Origin of the sequence: Streptomyces sp. WG7 (genome assembly GCF_049975785.1) — a bacterium.
Lineage (GTDB): Bacteria > Actinomycetota > Actinomycetes > Streptomycetales > Streptomycetaceae > Streptomyces.
Window position 1 is genome coordinate 17,376 of sequence record NZ_JBNGGE010000053.1, and the last position, 17,974, is coordinate 35,349.

A 17,974-nucleotide genomic window follows, 5' to 3' on the forward strand; every position below is an offset into this window, starting at 1 on the left:
GCGAGCCCGCGGGACCAGGTGCGCCGGGTATGACGGCGGCGTCCGCGTTCGCCGGCATGCGCCGTGTGTCCCCGGTCGTGTTCAAGGCGGGCTGCCCGGACTGCCGGGGCCGCTTCGAGCTCGCCGCGAGCGCCCTGCGCCTCGCCATCGGGGCCACGAGCCGTACGACGTTCTACTCGTTCACCTGTCCCGAGTGCGGGTCCGCCGTCCGCAAGCCGGCGGGGGAGCGGGTCGTGGAGCTGCTCACCGGCGGCGGGGTCAGGACCCTTCGGCTGCACTCCACTGTCTAGGAGCGGCGTCCGGGACCGGCGTTCGGGACCGGTCCGCGGGACGGTCTAGGCTCGGCTTCATGTTCTGGCCGATGTTTGCGGTTGCCGTGGGTTTCCTGGGTCTCGTCGTTCTCGCGGTGTGCGCCGTGAAGGTGTTCGTGGAGGCGCGGCGCCTGGGCCGGCAGGTGACGGACTCCGCCGACCGGATCAGCCGGGCGGCGGAGGACCTGGAGCGCGCGACCGCGAGCGCCGCACGCGCCGTGGACGCACTGTGAACGCCTGAAGGCCGCCGCCGATCTTCGCACGTGACCCGCCGGATCCGTGTGAGTTGCGTTATGGGGCACTTCGCCCTGTCACCCCACACGTCCCTGAAGGTACGCTGCTGGTCGCGGCCCGGAAAACGAGGCCCGGCCGCGGACGGGAGTACGCACGGGGATTGCCTCACGTTTACCCCTGAGCGTTACGATCGCTGCACAAGACGATCGATCGGACGCATGTCCGACCGATCGGACAGCACCCCCACCCAGCCGCCTCGGTGAGAAGGTAAAGACTTATGTTCGGAAGGCTCGGCGCCCCCGAGATCATTCTCATCCTCGTCGTCATCATCCTGCTGTTCGGCGCGAAGAAGCTTCCGGACATGGCGCGGTCGCTCGGCAAGTCGGCGCGCATCCTCAAGAGCGAGGCCAAGGCGATGAAGAGCGAGAGCAAGTCCGACGACGCCGCTCCCGCCGACCCGCCCAACAACCCCGAGCAGGCCGCGGCGCAGCGCACCATCCAGGCCGCCCCCGGCGATGTGACCAGCTCCCGGCCGGTCGCCGAGCCGACGGACACGACCAAGCGCTGACACAGGGCCGGTGACCTCCGGCCCGCCGCACGAGATGGGAACGTGGGTTGCTGAAGCCTGCCCGCAACAAGGAGAGGGACCCCGAGGGGCGGATGCCCCTCGCGGAGCACCTTCGTGAGCTCCGCAACCGGCTCGCGAAGGCGCTGCTGGCCATCGTCGCCGTCACCGTCGCCGCCGCCTTCTTCTACAACGACATCATCAACTTCTTCACCGACCCGGTCCTCGACTCGGTCGGCTGTGCGAAGTCGTTCGAAGAGCTGGCGAAGTCGAAGGCCGACACGGACCCGTGCGCGCAGATCACGATCAACGGTCTGCTCGGTCCCTTCACGCTGGCGCTGAAGGTGTCCCTGATGGCCGGTATCGTGTTCGCCTCGCCGGTCTGGCTCTACCAGCTGTGGGCGTTCGTCGCCCCCGGACTGCACCGCAACGAGAAGAAGTACGCCTACGCGTTCGTCGCCACCGGTGCCCCGCTGTTCCTGTTCGGCGCCTACTTCGCCTACGTGGTGCTGCCCACCACCGCCAAGGTGCTGATCGAGTTCACACCGTACGAAGTCGACAACCTGCTGCCGCTGGATGACCTGCTCGACCTCGTGACGCGCATGGTCATCGTCTTCGGTCTCTCCTTCGAGCTGCCGCTGCTGCTGGTGATGCTCAACTTCACCGGGGCGCTGACCGGCAAGCGGATGCTCGGCTGGTGGCGCGCCATGATCATGGGTATCACCCTGTTCTCGGCCATCGCCACGCCGAGCACGGACCCGCTGACCATGCTCTGGCTGGCCGGACCTATCTGGGTCCTGTACTTCGTCGCGGTCGGCATCTCCCTGCTGAACGACCGCCGCAGGGGCCGCCGGGAGGCACTGATGCCGGACGACGACGAAGCGTCCGAGCTGGACCTCACCCCCGAGGACATCGGCGAGATCGAACCCGTGACCGCCGCCCGCGCCCTGCCCGAGCAGACGACGAAGGACCGGGTCAACGGCTACGACGACGTGACCTGAGGCACGACGGGGCGGTGACGGCACGCGTCGCCGCCCCGCGCACGCCCTCACGGAGCCCCCACGGGGCCGATCCCGATAATGATCGTCCTGTTGTCAGCGCGGCCGGGTACGCTCGAAAGCACGATGACAGAGGATCTCTCACCGGCCGAGCGGTACGCGGCAGCACGCCGGCGCGCTGCCGAGCAGGCCACCGCGCTCGCCTCCTTCCGCGAGATGTACGACTTCGGCCTCGACCCCTTCCAGATCGAGGCCTGCCAGGCGCTCGAGGCGGGCAAGGGTGTGCTGGTGGCCGCGCCCACCGGTTCCGGCAAGACGATCGTCGGCGAGTTCGCCGTCCACCTCGCCCTCCAGCAGGGCAGGAAGTGCTTCTACACGACACCCATCAAGGCGCTGTCGAACCAGAAGTACGCCGACCTGTGCCGCCGCTACGGCACGGACAAGGTGGGCCTGCTCACCGGCGACAACAGCGTGAACTCCGACGCCCCGGTGGTCGTGATGACCACCGAGGTCCTGCGGAACATGCTCTACGCCGGCTCCCAGACCCTCCTCGGCCTCGGTCACGTGGTCATGGACGAGGTGCACTACCTCTCCGACCGCTTCCGCGGCGCCGTGTGGGAGGAAGTGATCATCCACCTCCCCGAATCGGTGACCCTGGTGTCACTGTCGGCGACCGTGTCGAACGCGGAGGAGTTCGGCGACTGGCTCGATACCGTGCGCGGTGACACCCAGGTGATCGTCTCCGAGCACCGGCCCGTGCCGCTGTTCCAGCACGTGCTGGCCGGGCGCCGGATGTACGACCTGTTCGAGGAGGGGGAGGGGCACCGGAAGGCCGTCAACCCGGACCTGACGCGCATGGCGCGCCTGGAGGCGAGCCGCCCGTCCTACCAGGACCGCAGGCGCGGCCGTGCCATGAAGGAGGCCGACCGGGAGCGCGAGCGCAGACAGCGCTCCCGTGTCTGGACACCGGGCCGGCCCGAGGTCATCGAGCGGCTCGACTCCGAGGGGCTGCTGCCCGCGATCACCTTCATCTTCAGCCGTGCCGCCTGCGAGGCGGCGGTCCAGCAGTGCCTGTACGCCGGGCTCAGGCTCAACGACGAGAACGCGCGGGAACGGGTGCGTTCCCTGGTCGAGGAGCGCACGGCCTCCATCCCCACCGAGGACCTGCACGTCCTGGGCTACTACGAGTGGCTGGAGGGGCTGGAGCGCGGCATCGCCGCCCATCACGCGGGCATGCTGCCGACGTTCAAGGAGGTCGTCGAGGAGCTGTTCGTACGCGGGCTGGTCAAGGCCGTCTTCGCGACCGAGACCCTCGCCCTCGGTATCAACATGCCCGCCCGCTCGGTGGTGCTGGAGAAGCTCGTCAAGTGGAACGGCGAGCAGCACGCCGACATCACGCCCGGTGAGTACACCCAGCTCACCGGCCGGGCCGGCCGGCGCGGCATCGACGTCGAGGGCCACGCCGTCGTGCTGTGGCAGCGCGGCATGAACCCCGAGCACCTCGCGGGACTGGCCGGCACGCGCACGTACCCGCTGCGCTCCAGCTTCAAGCCGTCGTACAACATGGCGGTCAACCTGGTCGAGCAGTTCGGCCGGCACCGCTCCCGGGAGCTGCTGGAGACCTCCTTCGCGCAGTTCCAGGCGGACAAGTCGGTCGTCGGCATATCCCGGCAGGTGCAGCGCAACGAGGAGGGGCTCGAGGGTTACAAGGCCTCCATGACCTGCCACCTCGGAGACTTCGAGGAGTACGCGCGACTGCGCCGCGAGCTGAAGGACCGGGAGACCGAGCTGGCCCGGCAGGGCGCCAGCCAGCGGCGCGCCGAGGCCGCCGTGGCGCTGGAGAAGCTGAAGCCCGGCGACGTCATCCACGTGCCGACGGGCAAGTACGCCGGCCTCGCCCTGGTGCTGGACCCGGGACTGCCCGCCGGGCGGTCCAACGGCCACCGCGGCTTCGAGCACCACGACGGGCCCCGCCCGCTGGTGCTGACCGCCGAGCGGCAGGTCAAGCGGCTGGCGTCGATGGACTTTCCGGTTCCGGTCGAGGCGCTGGAGCGCATGCGCATCCCGAAGGCCTTCAACCCGCGCTCGCCCCAGTCCCGCCGCGACCTCGCCTCCGCGCTGCGCACCAAGGCCGGGCACATCCCGCCGGAGCGCGCCCGCAAGAAGCGTTCCCAGGCAGCCGACGACCGGGAGATCGCCCGGCTGCGCAAGGACATCCGAGCCCACCCCTGCCACGGCTGCGACGACCGCGAGGACCACGCCCGCTGGGCCGAGCGCTACCACCGGCTGCTGCGCGACACCTCCCAGCTGGAGCGCCGGATCGAGGGCCGGACGAACACCATCGCCCGGACCTTCGACCGGATCGTGGCGCTGCTGACCGAGCTGGACTACCTGCGCGGCGACGAGGTCACCGAGCACGGCAAGCGCCTCGCCCGGCTCTACGGTGAGCTGGACCTGCTCGCCAGCGAGTGCCTGCGCGAGGGCGTCTGGGAGGGCCTTTCCCCGGCCGAGCTCGCCGCCTGCGTCTCCGCGCTGGTCTACGAGTCCCGGGCCGCCGACGACGCGATGGCGCCGAAGCTGCCCTCCGGCAAGGTCAAGGCGGCGCTCGGTGAGACGGTCCGCATCTGGGGCCGTCTCGACGCCCTGGAGGAGGACTTCCGGATCAGCCAGACCGAGGGCGTCGGCCAGCGCGAGCCCGACCTCGGCTTCGCCTGGGCGGCGTACATGTGGGCGTCCGGCAAGGGCCTCGACGAGGTGCTGCGCGAGGTGGAGATGCCCGCCGGTGACTTCGTGCGCTGGTGCAAGCAGGTCATCGACGTCCTCGGCCAGATCTCGGCAGCCGCGGCCGCCGCGGGCTCGACGGTTCCGAAGAACGCGCGCAAGGCGGTCGACGAACTGCTGCGCGGAGTGGTCGCCTACTCGTCCGTGGGCTAGCTAGACTCCGCATCTCAGAGGCCCGGCGGGATCCCGCCGGGCCTCTGTGCGTTCCGAGGTGGCCTCTGGGTCTCTTTCCCTCATCACGGTGAGTGATTTTCGTACCATCATTCGCCATTACTCTATGCGTTCGAATGACTCCCGAACGTGCAAATGGGTTCGAGGGTACTCCAGTCCCGGTGCCCGTTTCAGGTGCTTGCTGAATATGACATGGCGATGATCCGCTCGGACTAAGCTCGCCCGCAGCGCACCGAGTTGAGGTGGAATCGCGCGCTTGTTCCCCCATGCGCCGAAGCTCCCGACAACTCCCAGAGATACCCCGCTGCAAGCTCCCCCATCCCAGTCGATTCGTTTCCAGAGGGCCTACATGGTGAGTGTTGATTCCCCTCCAGGTCGCCGCGAACTTCCCTACGCGCGCACCCTGTTGATGCCGGCGATACTGATGGCCGCGGTCACCGGGGCCGCCGTCGCCGTGGTGGCGGAACCGGCCCGGCTCGCCGTCGGCCTGTGCGGTGCGGTCGCCACACTGCTGGTGATCGCCGCGGCGGCCGAGACGGCACGCCGCGGCCGTGCGCTTCGGGTCCTGCGCGCCGAGCACGCCCGTCACAGCGCGTATCTGGAACGCCGGGCCGCGAGCCACCACGAGGAGATGGTCTGGCTCGGCGGCGAAGTCCTGCCCAACATCCTGGACTTCATGCGCCGGGGGAGCACGCCCGAAGAGGTGATGCGCCGTCTCGGCGAGGTCGACCCCTCGTACACCCAACTCGGCGAGCCCCAGCGCCGGATGATCCGCATGATCTGCGACATCGTCGACCACCAGGACTCCATGCGGGAATCCGCCGAGCGTTCCTTCGTCGACATCGCCCGCCGCGTCCAGGCGATCGTCCACCAGCAGAACAAGGAACTCCGCGAGATGGAGGAGGACCACGGACGCAACCCCGAGGTCTTCGACGACCTCCTGCGCATCGACCACGGCACCGCCCTGATCGGCCGCCTCGCCGACTCGATCTCCGTCATCGGCGGCGGCCGGCCCGGACGCCAGTGGCCCAAGCCGGTGGCGCTCTACAGCGTGCTGCGCGGCGCCATGTCCCGCATCCTCCAGTACCGCCGGATCAACCTGGCCTCCATCGCCAAGGTCAACATCAAGGGCACCGCGGTCGAGCCGGTCATCCACGCCGCGGCGGAGCTCCTCGACAACGCCACCCGGTACTCGCCGCCGGGAGCCAAGGTCCACGTCACCGCGACCGAGGTGCAGAGCGGTGTCTGCATCGAGATCGAGGACGCCGGCGTCAGCCTCAGCGAGGAGTCCCGCGCCCGCATCGAGGGGCTGCTGGAGCACGCCAAGCGCGGCACCGACGTGCAGGACCTCGCCCAGCACCCGCGTCTCGGCCTGTCCGTGGTGGGCCGGCTGTGCACGCAGTACGGCATGGACGTGTCGCTGCGGGCCTCCGCGTACGGCGGCGTCCGGGCCATCCTCATCGTGCCCAGCAAGATGATGACCACCGAGCCGGGAGTCGGACTCGCCCACGGCATCGGCGCGGCGTCGATCCCCCACCCGGGCCCGGACGCCCTCCCCGGACCCGAGCGCACGCCCAAGAAGCGCCGTCCCACCAGCCCCCGCATCCCGGACACGGTCTCCCTGGAGGACGACGTTCCCGAGGTGACCGAGTGGACGGCGGGCGGACTCCCGCAGCGCCGCAGCCGGGTCAAGATGCCGATCAGCCAGCGCCTCGCCGAACAGGCGATCTGGGAGCGGGAGGAGGCCGAGCGCGAGGCCCGCCGGGCCGCCGAGCGCGCCCGCAACGGCTTCCCGGCGGCCGCGGACCCGGAACCCGGGCCGAAGAAGGACGAAGGGCTCCCGCCGGGGCACTTCATCGGCGCCTTCTGGGAGGGCCTCAAGCAGCACCCGGGCAGCACCCAGGCCCACCAGCAGTCCAGCAGCAACGAGCCGGCCCACGCCCCGGCAGACGACGAGGGGAACCTCAAGTGATCGAGCAGCAAGGCAAGTTCGACTGGATGCTCCAGGACCTCTACGACGGCGTCCCGGGCATCGAGATGATCGTGGTGCTCTCCGCCGACGGCCTGCGCATCGCCCGCTACTCCGGTGACCCCGACGCCGCCGACCGGGTCGCCGCGGCCTGCGCGGGCCTGCAGAGCCTGGCGAGCGCCGTCAGCCAGGAGATCCCGACCAGCGACGGCGCGATGAAGATGGTCCTCATCGAGATGAACGGCGGCTACTTCTACCTGATGGCCGCCGGCCCCAACGCCTACCTCGCCGTGCTCTCCGACGTCCGCTGCGAGCCCGGCCGGATGGGCCTCAGCATGGCCGACCTGGTCGCCCGGATCGGCCCCCACCTCACCAGTCCGGCCCGGCGCAACGGGCAGACCGTATGACGCCTCCCCAGCGCCAGAGGCGATCTCCCGGGCAGGAGCCGTCCGCCGCGTCGACCCGTGCCGCACAGCCCGCCAAGGACGACGGAACCCCCAACCCCGAGCGGCTGTTCGTCATCGGCGGGGACGGCGGCGGCGAGCGCGCCGACATCGACCTGGTCACCCTGATCGTGGCCCGCGCCGATCCGCCGGTGTCCGCCACGCCGGAACAGGCGGCCCTGCTGCGGCTGTGCGTCGCACCCCTGTCCGTAGCCGAGCTGTCGGCCTACCTGAGCCTGCCGTTCAGCGTGGTGACCGTACTGCTCACCGACCTGCTGGCGACGGAACTGGTGCAGGCCCGCGCCCCGATCGTCCGCCAGAAGGTCGCCGACCGAACCCTCCTCGAAGCGGTGATGCATGGACTTCAAAAACTCTGACACGATCCCGGGCCCGCGGACGGAGGACCGGCTGCCGCACACGGCCGAGGCCGCCGTGAAGATCGTCATCGTGGGCGGCTTCGGAGTCGGCAAGACCACCATGGTCGGCTCGGTCAGCGAGATCAGACCGCTGACCACCGAGGAGACGATGACCCAGGCCGGTATCGGGGTCGACGACAACTTCGGTTCCGCCTCCAAGACGGCCACCACGGTCGCCATGGACTTCGGCCGCATCAGCATCACCGACCAACTGGTGCTGTACCTCTTCGGCACGCCCGGCCAGGAGCGCTTCTGGTTCCTGTGGAACGGCCTGTTCGAGGGCGCACTCGGCGCGGTGGTGCTCGTCGACACCCGCCGCCTCGAGGTCAGCTTCGACGTCATGGGGCGGCTGGAGGAGCGCGGCGTGCCCTTCGTCGTCGCCGTCAACACCTTCCCCGACGCGCCCCGCTACCCCGTCGCGGAGCTGCGGACCGCGCTCGACCTGCCCGAGGAGATCCCCATCCTCGACTGCGACGTGCGGCGCCGGGCCTCGAGCCGGGACGTCCTGATGACGCTGATGCGCTTCCTGCACTCCATCGCCTCGAAGGGCGCGCTCACCTGACCCGGCGCGGCCGACCCACCCCCTGACCCACACTTCTGCTGCGGAGCGACACTGTGACGCCTGAACGCCATTCCCTGACCGGAACGGGCGACCCCCTGCTCGAACCACCTCCCGGCTGCCCCGCGCACGGCCTCGGACCGGGCGGACTGCACCGGCTGCACGAGGCGGACGACCTGGAAGAGCTGTACGAGAAGCTGCGCGAGCAGCACGGTCCGGTGGCGCCGGCGCTGCTCCACGACGACGTACCGGTGTGGGTGGTCCTCGGGCACGCCGAGAACCTGCACATGGTGAGCACGCCCGCCCAGTTCTGCCGCGACAGCCGTATCTGGACGCCGCTCAACGAGGGCATGGTCGAACCGGACCACCCGCTCATGCCGCACATCGCCTGGCAGCCCATCTGCTCCCACGCCGAGGGCGAGGAGCACAAGCGGCTGCGCGGCGCGGTCACCAGTGCCATGGCCGACATCGACTACCGGGAACTGCGTCGCCACATCAAGCGGTACACCCAGCGCCACGTCAACCGGTTCTGCGAGGCGGGCCGCGCCGACCTCGTCAGCCAGTTCGCCGAGCACCTGCCGATGGGCGTGATGTGCCATCTCCTCGGCATGCCGGACGAGTACAACGACCGGATGGTGGAGGCCGCCCGCGACATGCTCAAGGGCACCGAGACGGCCAACGCCAGCCACGCCTACGTCATGGACGCCCTGAGCCGCCTCGCCACCGCCCGCCGGGCCAAGCCTGAGGACGACATCGCCGGCCGCCTCGTCACCCACCCGGCCGGGCTCACCGACGACGAGGTCAGGGAGCACCTGCGGGTGGTCCTCATCGCCGCCTACGAGGCGACCGTCAACCTCATCAGCAACGTGCTGCGCGTGGTCCTCACCGACCCGGGCTTCCGCGCCCAGCTCAGCGGCGGTCAGATGACCGTGCCCGAGGCGGTCGAGCAGTCCCTGTGGGACGAGCCGCCGTTCAGCAGCGTCTTCGCCTACTTCGCCAAGCAGGAGACGGAACTGGGCGGACAGCGCATCCGGGCCGGCGACGGGCTGCTGCTCGGCATCGCACCGGGCAACGTCGATCCGCGCATCCGACCCGACCTGACCGCGAGCATGGAGGGCAACCGCGCCCACCTCGCCTTCGGCGGCGGCCCGCACGAGTGCCCCGGCCAGGACATCGGGCGGGCCATCGCCGACGCCGGGATCGACGCGCTGCTGATGCGGCTGCCGGACGTCCAGCTCGACTGCGACGAGGACGAACTGCGGTGGCGGTCGTCGATCGCGTCGCGGCACCTGGTGGAGCTGCCGGTGCGGTTCGAGCCCAGGGCGCAGCAGGACATCAGGCAGCAGCCGAGCCACGCCCCGGCCCCGGCGCAGCGCACCGCCTGGCACGTCGGCATTCCGCGACCGGAGAGCCGGCCCGAGCCGCAGGTCCCGGTCTCCCCGCCGGAGCCCGTGTCGGTGACGGCCGCGGAGCCCCAGCGGGTACCGGGACCGGAGCAGCCCCGTCCCCGCGGTGCCTGGCAGCGCTTCCTGCTCTGGTGGCGCGGCTACTGACGGCCGGCCCAGTCCTCGTACGCCACCCAGGCGTCCAGGGACCGCCCGCTGCGGAAGCGGTGCTCCCGCCCCGTGACCGGATCGGTGAACCCCAGCTCCCGCGCGAGCAGTTGCAGCGGGCGCCGGAAGTCGCCGGCCGGCACCGGGGCGGTCACCACCGGGTAGAGGGGGTCGCCGAGGATCGGCACGCCGAGCGCGGTCATGTGGACGCGCAGCTGGTGGGTCTGGCCGGTGGCGGGCACCAGCCGGTACCGGCCCAGTCCGAGGTCCGGGCCGGGGCGGTGTCCGATCAGCTCGACGCGGCTCACGGCGTTCGGCTCGCCCTCGGTCTCCCGGGCGGCCAGCACGCCGCGTTCCTTGAGGATCCGGCTGCGTACGGTCCGGGGCAGGGCGAGGGCGGGGTCGTGGGGGGCGACGGCCTCGTACTCCTTGCGCACCCGCCGGTCGCGGAACAGACCCTGGTACGCGCCACGCTCCTCGGGGCGCACCGTGAACAGGACCAGTCCGGCGGTGAGCCGGTCGAGGCGGTGCGCCGCGGCGAGCGCCGGGACGCCCAGCTCCCGGCGGAGCCGGGCGAGCGCGGTCTCGGTGACGTGGCCGCCGCGCGGGGTGGTGGCCAGGAAGTGCGGTTTGTCGGCGACGACGATGTGCTCGTCGCGGTACACGACCTCCAGGGGGAAGGGCACCGGTACCTCGACGGGCAGTTCGCGGTGGAACCACACGAACATCCCCGGTTCGTACGGCGCGTCCGACGGCACCGCCCGCCCGTCCGCCCCGACGAACAGCCCGGCGTCGAACATGCCGTCGACGACGCCGGCACCCGCCCCGGACAGCCGCTCCCTCAGGTGTTCGCGCACCGTGGACCACGGCCCCCCGGCCGCGGGCAGCCGCACCCGGACCGCGTCGATGCCGTCGCGTTGCGGGAGGGGTGAGGGCGGGGGAGGAGTGCGGCGTCTCATCGCCTGCCAGCGTACGAGGACGGACCGGCGCCGGGAAAACCGCTGGGCCGCCGGCCGGTCCGTTGGCAGGATGCGCCCATGCCCTATCTGACGCGCCCGGTCCTCGCCGCGGGCACCCTCTCCCGCACCCCGCAGCCCACGCTCCCCACCGGAGACGGGCTGGTACTGCGCCCGTGGCGCACCGACGACGCGCCCGCCGTGCACGCGGCCTTCCAGGACCCGGTGATGCACCAGTGGCACATCCGCGCCGCCGACTCCGAGGAGGAGGTGCGCGGCTGGATCACCGAGTGGCAGCGGGGCTGGGCCGACGAGCGGGACGTCCAGTGGGCCGTGGCCGACGCGGGCGACGACCGGCTGCTCGGCCGGGTGGCCCTGCGCCAGGTGCTGCTCGGCGACGGGGTGGCCGAGGTCGCCTACTGGACGACAGCGGCGGCCCGGGGGCGGGGCGTCGCCGCCCGTGCCACGAACGCGCTCGCCCACTGGGCCCTGGACGAGATCGGCTTCCAGCGCCTGGAACTCACCCACTCCGTCGCCAACGAGGCCTCCTGCCGGGTCGCCGGAAAGACCGGGTTCGCCCTGGAGGGCACGAAGCGCAGCGCCCTGCTCCACTCCGACGGCTGGCACGACATGCACCTGCACGCCCGGGTACGCGGGGACTGAGGCGCGGGCCGGCTTCGCGGGGCGCGCACCGCACACGGGTGGGCGGGACGCCGGGCACGGGTGGCGCCGTACCGGGCGTGATGAGCGAGGCGGACGCGCCGCACGGACGGCCGGCGAGGCGTGGGTGCCGCGGTGCGGGTGCCGGGCTGGGCTGGGCGTGTGTGGCGGGGACGGGGACGCCGGCTCGCTCGAACGCCGGCTCGCTCGAACGCCGGCTCGCTCGAACGCCGGCTCGCTCTACGCCCCGGCGAGCGTGCGGCCCTGCGGAGGGGCCCCACGGCGTCGTGACGCTGCGTGCGGACACGCGGGGCCGGGCCCCGCTCGTCCGTGCGCGGCGGAGTGCCGTTCCAGCCGGCGGCCGCGCCGCGCTACGCGGCGGGGGCGGCGCCTTCCTGTTCCGCCTCGATGCGTGCGTTCCACTCCTGCTTCGAGGCCTGCCAGCCGTCCTCGTTGTGGCCGAGGCGCCAGTAGCCGGAGATGGAGAGGTCCTCGCGGGCGATCCCGCGCTCCACCCGGAGCAGCCGCCGCAGTTCCTTCACGCAGGCCGCCTCGCCGTGCACGAAGGCGTGTACCCGGCCTTCGGGGAAGTCCAGGCCGCGCAGGGCCTCGATCAGGGCCCGGCCGACCGGACGGTCGCCGCGGTGCAGCCAGACGACCTCCGCGTCGGAATCGATCTTCTGCTCCTCCTGGGCGCTCTCGACCTCGATGAAGGCGAAGGCGCGGGCGCCGTCGGGCAGCGCCTCCAGGGACCGGGCGATCGCGGGCAGCGCGCTCTCGTCACCGGCGAGCAGGTGCCAGTCGGCGGCGGGGTCGGGGGCGTAGGCGCCGCCGGGGCCCAGGAAGCGGACGGTCTCGCCCGGCTGGACGCGCCTCGCCCAGGGGCCGGCCAGACCCTCGTCGCCGTGGATGACGAAGTCCAGCGTCAGCTCGCGGTGCTCGGCGTCCCAGTGGCGCACCGTGTACGTCCTGGTCACCGGCCACTGGTCGCGCGGGAACTCCTCGCGGATCCGCTCCATGTCGAAGGGCTCCGGATAGGTGGCGCCCCCGGCGGGGAACAGCAGCTTCACGTAGTGGTCGGTGCAGGTGTCCGCCGAGAATGCGGAGAGACCCTCGCCGCCGAGCACCACGCGCTGCATGTGCGGGGTCAACCGCTCGGTGCGGACGACCTGTGCGCTGTGCGGCTTGCGCGGCTTGCGTCCCGGACGGTCTGCCATGACGGCCTCCCTGCTCCCTGCGTGAGGGCTCCCTGAGTTAGGTATACCTAAGTTAGCATCCCCGCCCGTCCTGTCGCGTCATGGAGGGGAGGACACCCGGCCCCCGCGCGCAGGGTCGCGCAGGGTACGGCTTCCCCTCGTCGGCGTGCCGAAGCGCCGGGCGGGCACCGCCCGCCCGGCGATGTGCGGCCGGGCCGGTTCAGGCGGTGAGGGTCGTGAGCAGTCGCTCCAGTGATCCGCCCAGGCCCCAGCGGGCCGCCAGTCCGTCCAGCGCCGCCGCGTCGCGCGGGGCGTGGGGCAGCGCCGTGGCGACGTCCGGCAGCGGCACGTCGTCGGCGACCCGGACGACCTTCGGGGCGACCGCGAGATACGGGCGGGCCTCGGTCAGCCGCCTGCGCTGCGAGGGCGTCAGCTTCGCCTTCGGGTCGTCGACGGCCGCCTGGATCCCGGCCAGGTCCCCGAACTCGGCGAGCAGCTTGGCCGCCGTCTTCTCGCCGATGCCCGCCACGCCCGGCAGGCCGTCGCTCGGGTCTCCCCGCAGCAGTGCCAGATCGGCGTACCCGCGGCCGTCGACGCCGTACTTCTCGCGCAGTGCGGCCTCGTCCGTGAGGTGGAGCGTGCCGACGCCCTTGACCGGGTAGAGCACGCGCACCCCGCGGGCGTCGTCGACGAGCTGGTAGAGGTCCCGGTCGCCGGTGACGATGTCGACCGGGCCGGTCGCCCGCGCCGTGTACGTGCCGATGACGTCGTCCGCCTCGTACCCGGCCACGCCGACGCGGGCGATGCCGAGGGCGTCGAGGACGGCCTCGATGACCGGCACCTGGGGCGAGAGCGTGTCGGGCACCTCCTCGGTGTCCGGGCCCTCGGGGGTCTCCTCGGCGACGCGGTGCGCCTTGTAGGTGGGGATCAGCTCCACCCGCCACCGCGGGCGCCAGTCGGCGTCCATGCAGGCGACCAGGTGGTCGGGCCGGTGGTCCTTCACCAGGCGGTCGATGAAGTCGAGGAGTCCGCGGACGGCGTTCACCGGCGTTCCGTCGGGGGCCTTCACGGAGTCCGGCACGCCGAAGTAGGCGCGGAAGTAGAGGGAGGCGGTGTCGAGAAGCATCAGTCGTCCGGTCACGCCTCGCATCATGCCGCAGGTCACATGGACGGATGAGGGAGGGTGTGTGAACTGGGTCACTCTTGTGTTTGGTTCGGGGTGATCAGGGCAGGCGCGCTTCCGGGCCGAAGCTGGTTGATGCATTCAACTGTTAGCGAGTCTTCGTAACGCTGAGTCGCAACACCGGGTCGCTCGACGAGTCGTTCCACCGAGTCGTCGCACCGAGTCGTTTCACCGAGCTGCGTCACGAGTCTTCACGTCCCTGTCCCTGCCCCCGATCCAAGAGGTAAGCGTGTCAGCCAGGCTAGAGGCCGAAAACCTGTACAAGGTCTTCGGCAAAAAACCGGACCAGGCAGTCGAACGACTGCGCCAGGGAGCCGACCGGGAGGAACTGCGCGCCGACGGCACCACGGCCGCCGTCATCGACGCGTCCTTCACCGTGGAGCCCGGCGAGATCTTCGTGGTCATGGGCCTGTCCGGGTCCGGCAAGTCCACGCTCCTGCGCATGCTCAACGGTCTGTCGGAACCGACCGCCGGGCGCGTCCGCTTCGGGGGACAGGATCTGACCGAGCTCAGCGACCGCGGACTGCGCGAGGTCCGCTCCAAGCAGATCAGCATGGTCTTCCAGCACTTCGCGCTGTTCCCGCACCGCAGTGTCCGGGACAACGCCGCCTACGGTCTTGAAGTGCAGGGCGTGCCCCGCGCCGAGCGCGAACGCCGCGCCGACGAGGCGCTCGCCCTGTGCGGCCTGGCCGGCTGGGAAAAGTCCTGGCCCGACGAGCTGTCCGGCGGCATGCAGCAGCGCGTCGGCCTGGCCCGCGCGCTCGCCACGGACGCCGACCTGCTGCTGATGGACGAGTCCTTCAGCGCCCTCGACCCGCTGATCCGCCGGGACATGCAGGACCAGCTGCTGGACCTGCAGAAGACCCTGAAGAAGACCATCGTCTTCATCACCCACGACCTCAACGAGGCCATGCGCCTGGGCGACCGCATCGCCGTGATGCGCGACGGCCGGATCGTGCAGATAGGCACCGCGCAGGACATCCTGATACGCCCCGCCAACGACTACGTCGCCTCCTTCACCCGCGACGTCGACCGCTCCCGCGTGCTCACCGCGGGCTCCGTCATGGAGACGGAGGTGCGCGGCGACGAGGCCGACTGCGGCTGCGAGACCGCGACGCCCGACACGACGTTCGCGGAGCTGTGCGCGATCAGCGCCCGGGTGACCCACTCGGTGGCGGTGCTCGACACCGACCGGCGGCTGGTCGGCGTCGTCCCGGCCCGGCGGCTCGTCGGCTTCCTCGGCGACGACGAGGACACGGTCCTCGGCGTCTGCGACAGCCCGCGGGACAAGGGCGGCGAGAAGGTGATGTCCCGTGCCTAGAATCCCCCTCGGTGACTGGGTCAACAGCACCGTCGACTGGCTGCTCGACAACGTCTCCTGGCTCTTCACCTTCTTCAAGAGCGTCTTCACCGGCGCCTACGACGGCATCAACGCCGTCCTCCAGGCCCCCGAGCCGCTGCTGCTCGCCGGTATCTTCGCCGTGGTGGCCTTCTGGCTGCGCGGCGCCCTCGCCGGTGTCCTCTCCTTCGCGGGGTTCGCCTTCATCGAGTCCCTCGGTCTGTGGGAGAACTCGATGGTGACCCTGGCGCTCCTGCTGGTCGCCACGATCATCGCCCTGGTCGTCTCGGTGCCGGTGGGCATCTGGGCGGCCCGCTCCGACCGGGTGAGCGCGTTCGTCCGGCCGGTCCTGGACTTCATGCAGACGCTGCCCGCGATGATCTACCTCATCCCGGCGATCCTGTTCTTCGGCACCGGCTCCGCCCCGGGCATCGTGGCCACCCTGATCTTCGCGCTCGCCCCCGGCGTGCGCATGACCGAGCTGGGCATCCGCCAGGTCGACAAGGAACTGGTCGAGGCCGCCGAGGCCTTCGGCACCACTCCGCGCAACACCCTGCTGCGCGTCCAGCTCCCGCTCGCGCTGCCCACGGTGATGGCGGGCGTCAACCAGGTCATCATGCTCGGCCTGTCCATGGCCGCGATCGCCGGCATGGTCGGCACCGGCGGCCTCGGCGGCGACGTCATGGAGTCCATCGGCCAGCTCAACGTCGGCCTCGGCGCCGAGGCCGGTCTCGCCATCGTGATCCTGGCGATCTACCTGGACCGCATGACCAGCGCGCTGGGCACCCACGTCTCGCCGCTGGGCCGCCGCGCCGCCGCCAAGGCCCGCGCCGCCAAGGGCCTGAAGATCTGGTCCTACCGCCCCCAGCCCCAGGTCGCCGTCATCGGCCTCGTGATCCTCGGCCTGGTCGCCGGCGGCATGGGCGTCTTCGGCGGCGCCGACGACTCCGAGAGCGTCGCCGACGGCAAGAACGTCGGCCAGGGCAAGAAGGTCAGCCTCGGCTACGTCCCCTGGGACGAGGGCATCGCCTCCACCTTCCTGTGGAAGGAGATCCTCGAACAGCGCGGCTACGAGGTGGAGGCCAAGCAGTTCGACGCCGGGCCGCTCTACACCTCCCTGGCGCAGGGCGACATCGACATCGTCACCAACTCCTGGCTGCCGACCACCCACGAGCAGTACTGGAAGCAGTACGGCGACCGCCTCGACGACCTCGGCTCCTGGTACGACGAGACCTCGCTGGAGCTGACCGTCCCCGCCTACATGGAGGACGTCGACTCGCTGGCTGACCTCAAGGGCAAGGCCGGCCTGTTCAACGGGAAGATCACCGGCATCGAGTCCAGCGCCGGCGAGATGGCCCTGCTGAAGAGCAAGGTCCTCAAGGAGTACGGCCTGGACAAGGAGTACAAGGTCGTCGACAGCTCCACCCCGGCGATGCTGGCCGAGCTGAAGCGGGCGATGAGCAAGAAGGAGCCGATCGTCGTCACGCTCTGGTCCCCGCACTGGGCGTACAACGACTTCGACCTGAAGAAGCTCAAGGACCCCAAGGGCGCCTGGGGCGCCGGCGACGGCGTGCACACGCTGTCCCGCAAGGGCTTCGGCGGCGACAACCCCACCGTCGCCAAGTGGCTCAAGGACTTCTCGATGACCGAGAAGCAGCTCACCAGCCTCGAGGCCGAGATCAACACGGCCGGCAAGGGCAACCAGCAGGACGCCGTCCGCACCTGGCTGAAGGCCAACCCGGGCCTCGTCGACAAGCTCGCCCCGGTCCAGGGCGGCACCGGCGCCACGCCGGCCGAGGCCAAGCGCCCGCTGGACGTCGCCTGGTTCCCCTGGGACGAGTGCGTCGCCGTCACCCACCTGTGGAAGAACGTCCTGGAGCGGCGCGGCTACGAGCTGAACCTGAAGCAGATGGACGTCGGACCGGTCTACACCGGACTGGCCTCCGGCGACCTCGACCTCAACTTCGACGCCTGGCTGCCCTACGCCCAGAGCAACTACTGGGAGAAGAACAAGAACAACCTCACCGACCTGGGCACCTGGTACGAACCGACCTCCCTGGAGATCGCCGTCCCCTCGTACGTGAAGGACGTCAAGTCCCTCGCGGACCTCAAGGGCAAGGCCGACCTCTTCGACGGGAAGATCATCGGCATCGAGCCCGGCACCGGTGAGATGCAGCTGCTCAAGAACGAGGTCATGCCGGGCTACGGCCTGGAGGACGAGTACGAGGTCGTCGACGGCTCCACACCGGCGATGCTGGCCGAGCTCAAGCGCGCCCTCGCCAAGAAGGAGCCGGTCGCGGTCACGCTCTGGTCGCCGCACTGGGCGTACAGCGAGTACGAGCTGACCAAGCTGAAGGACCCCAAGAAGGCCTTCGGTGAGGGCAACACCATCCGCACCATCTCCAGCAAGGCGTTCCCCGAGCAGTACCCGCAGCTCACCGAGTGGATCAAGGGCTTCCACATGAGCGAGGACGAGCTCGGCAGCCTGGAGGCGGAGATCAAGAACCGCGGCCAGGGCCAGGAGGAGGAAGCCGTGGCGGCCTGGCTGAAGGAGCACCCGGACATGGTCCGCCGGATGACCCCGCAGTAGCTCACCACCGGTACGGCTTCCCGTACCGACCGCCCCGAGGGGTGGGTCCG

General features: G+C 70.8%; 16 protein-coding genes. 13 read left to right on the plus strand and 3 right to left on the minus strand.

Features of this window, described 5'->3' with window-relative positions; all coding sequences use genetic code 11:
* Window positions 1-29: 29 nt before the first annotated feature.
* The 10 genes from ACP4J0_RS33215 to ACP4J0_RS33260 all read left to right on the plus strand — a co-directional run bounded on the left by ACP4J0_RS33215 (window position 30) and on the right by ACP4J0_RS33260 (window position 10,000).
* Entirely contained in the window at window positions 30-290 is a 261-nt protein-coding gene (locus ACP4J0_RS33215) for a hypothetical protein (RefSeq protein WP_053142264.1), read from the plus strand.
* Window positions 291-349: 59 nt separating this feature from the next.
* Window positions 350-544 carry a hypothetical protein gene (locus ACP4J0_RS33220; RefSeq protein ID WP_426602421.1) on the plus strand — a complete coding sequence of 65 codons (195 nt, stop codon included), beginning with the start codon at window positions 350-352 and terminating at the stop codon, window positions 542-544.
* A 278-nt stretch (window positions 545-822) separates the two neighbouring features.
* Complete coding sequence (gene tatA / locus ACP4J0_RS33225) at window positions 823-1,113, plus strand: Sec-independent protein translocase subunit TatA (RefSeq protein ID WP_426518628.1); 291 nt, start codon at window positions 823-825, stop codon at window positions 1,111-1,113.
* Between the two features lie 47 nt (window positions 1,114-1,160).
* Window positions 1,161-2,111 (plus strand): twin-arginine translocase subunit TatC, encoded by a 951-nt coding sequence (gene tatC / locus ACP4J0_RS33230; RefSeq protein ID WP_426602422.1) that lies wholly within the window; start codon window positions 1,161-1,163, stop codon window positions 2,109-2,111.
* Window positions 2,112-2,189: 78 nt separating this feature from the next.
* Entirely contained in the window at window positions 2,190-5,042 is a 2,853-nt protein-coding gene (locus ACP4J0_RS33235) for a DEAD/DEAH box helicase (protein ID WP_426602423.1), read from the plus strand.
* A 367-nt stretch (window positions 5,043-5,409) separates the two neighbouring features.
* A complete protein-coding gene (locus ACP4J0_RS33240; protein ID WP_426602424.1) occupies window positions 5,410-7,032 on the plus strand; it encodes a sensor histidine kinase in 1,623 nt (540 codons plus the stop codon).
* A gap of 26 nt (window positions 7,033-7,058) precedes the next feature.
* The gene (locus tag ACP4J0_RS33245; protein WP_383528034.1) at window positions 7,059-7,436 is read left to right on the plus strand and encodes a roadblock/LC7 domain-containing protein; all 378 of its coding nucleotides are present in this window, start codon (window positions 7,059-7,061) and stop codon (window positions 7,434-7,436) included.
* Window positions 7,433-7,849: a DUF742 domain-containing protein gene (locus ACP4J0_RS33250; RefSeq protein ID WP_426602425.1), complete on the plus strand. Its 417-nt coding sequence runs from the start codon at window positions 7,433-7,435 to the stop codon at window positions 7,847-7,849. Before ACP4J0_RS33245 ends, ACP4J0_RS33250 begins: the two co-directional genes overlap by 4 nt.
* On the plus strand, window positions 7,830-8,450 hold the full coding sequence (locus ACP4J0_RS33255) for a GTP-binding protein (RefSeq protein WP_426518638.1): 621 nt from the start codon (window positions 7,830-7,832) through the stop codon (window positions 8,448-8,450). The genes ACP4J0_RS33250 and ACP4J0_RS33255 overlap by 20 nt, the downstream gene beginning before the upstream one ends.
* A gap of 53 nt (window positions 8,451-8,503) precedes the next feature.
* Complete coding sequence (locus ACP4J0_RS33260) at window positions 8,504-10,000, plus strand: cytochrome P450 (RefSeq protein ID WP_426602426.1); 1,497 nt, start codon at window positions 8,504-8,506, stop codon at window positions 9,998-10,000.
* On the opposite strand, the gene ACP4J0_RS33265 is transcribed toward ACP4J0_RS33260, so the two are convergent.
* Window positions 9,994-10,959, minus strand: coding sequence for an RluA family pseudouridine synthase (locus tag ACP4J0_RS33265; protein ID WP_426602427.1), 966 nt, complete (start codon window positions 10,957-10,959; stop codon window positions 9,994-9,996). The genes ACP4J0_RS33260 and ACP4J0_RS33265 overlap by 7 nt on opposite strands.
* Before the next feature lie 78 nt (window positions 10,960-11,037).
* Between ACP4J0_RS33265 and ACP4J0_RS33270 the strand changes: the two genes are divergently transcribed.
* Window positions 11,038-11,619 (plus strand): GNAT family N-acetyltransferase, encoded by a 582-nt coding sequence (locus ACP4J0_RS33270; protein ID WP_426602428.1) that lies wholly within the window; start codon window positions 11,038-11,040, stop codon window positions 11,617-11,619.
* A gap of 368 nt (window positions 11,620-11,987) precedes the next feature.
* Here the strand turns inward: ACP4J0_RS33270 and ACP4J0_RS33275 are convergent, their stop codons facing one another.
* Together ACP4J0_RS33275 and ACP4J0_RS33280 are read right to left on the minus strand one after the other, a co-directional pair.
* The gene (locus ACP4J0_RS33275) at window positions 11,988-12,833 is read right to left on the minus strand and encodes a siderophore-interacting protein (RefSeq protein WP_426602429.1); all 846 of its coding nucleotides are present in this window, start codon (window positions 12,831-12,833) and stop codon (window positions 11,988-11,990) included.
* Between the two features lie 199 nt (window positions 12,834-13,032).
* The gene (locus tag ACP4J0_RS33280) at window positions 13,033-13,938 is read right to left on the minus strand and encodes a 5'-3' exonuclease (RefSeq protein ID WP_426602442.1); all 906 of its coding nucleotides are present in this window, start codon (window positions 13,936-13,938) and stop codon (window positions 13,033-13,035) included.
* A gap of 286 nt (window positions 13,939-14,224) precedes the next feature.
* Here ACP4J0_RS33280 and ACP4J0_RS33285 point away from each other — a divergent pair, with 286 nt between their 5' ends.
* On the plus strand, window positions 14,225-15,316 hold the full coding sequence (locus ACP4J0_RS33285; RefSeq protein ID WP_426602430.1) for a quaternary amine ABC transporter ATP-binding protein: 1,092 nt from the start codon (window positions 14,225-14,227) through the stop codon (window positions 15,314-15,316).
* A complete protein-coding gene (locus tag ACP4J0_RS33290) occupies window positions 15,309-17,924 on the plus strand; it encodes an ABC transporter permease/substrate binding protein (protein WP_426602431.1) in 2,616 nt (871 codons plus the stop codon). The genes ACP4J0_RS33285 and ACP4J0_RS33290 overlap by 8 nt, the downstream gene beginning before the upstream one ends.
* Window positions 17,925-17,974: the final 50 nt, after the last annotated feature.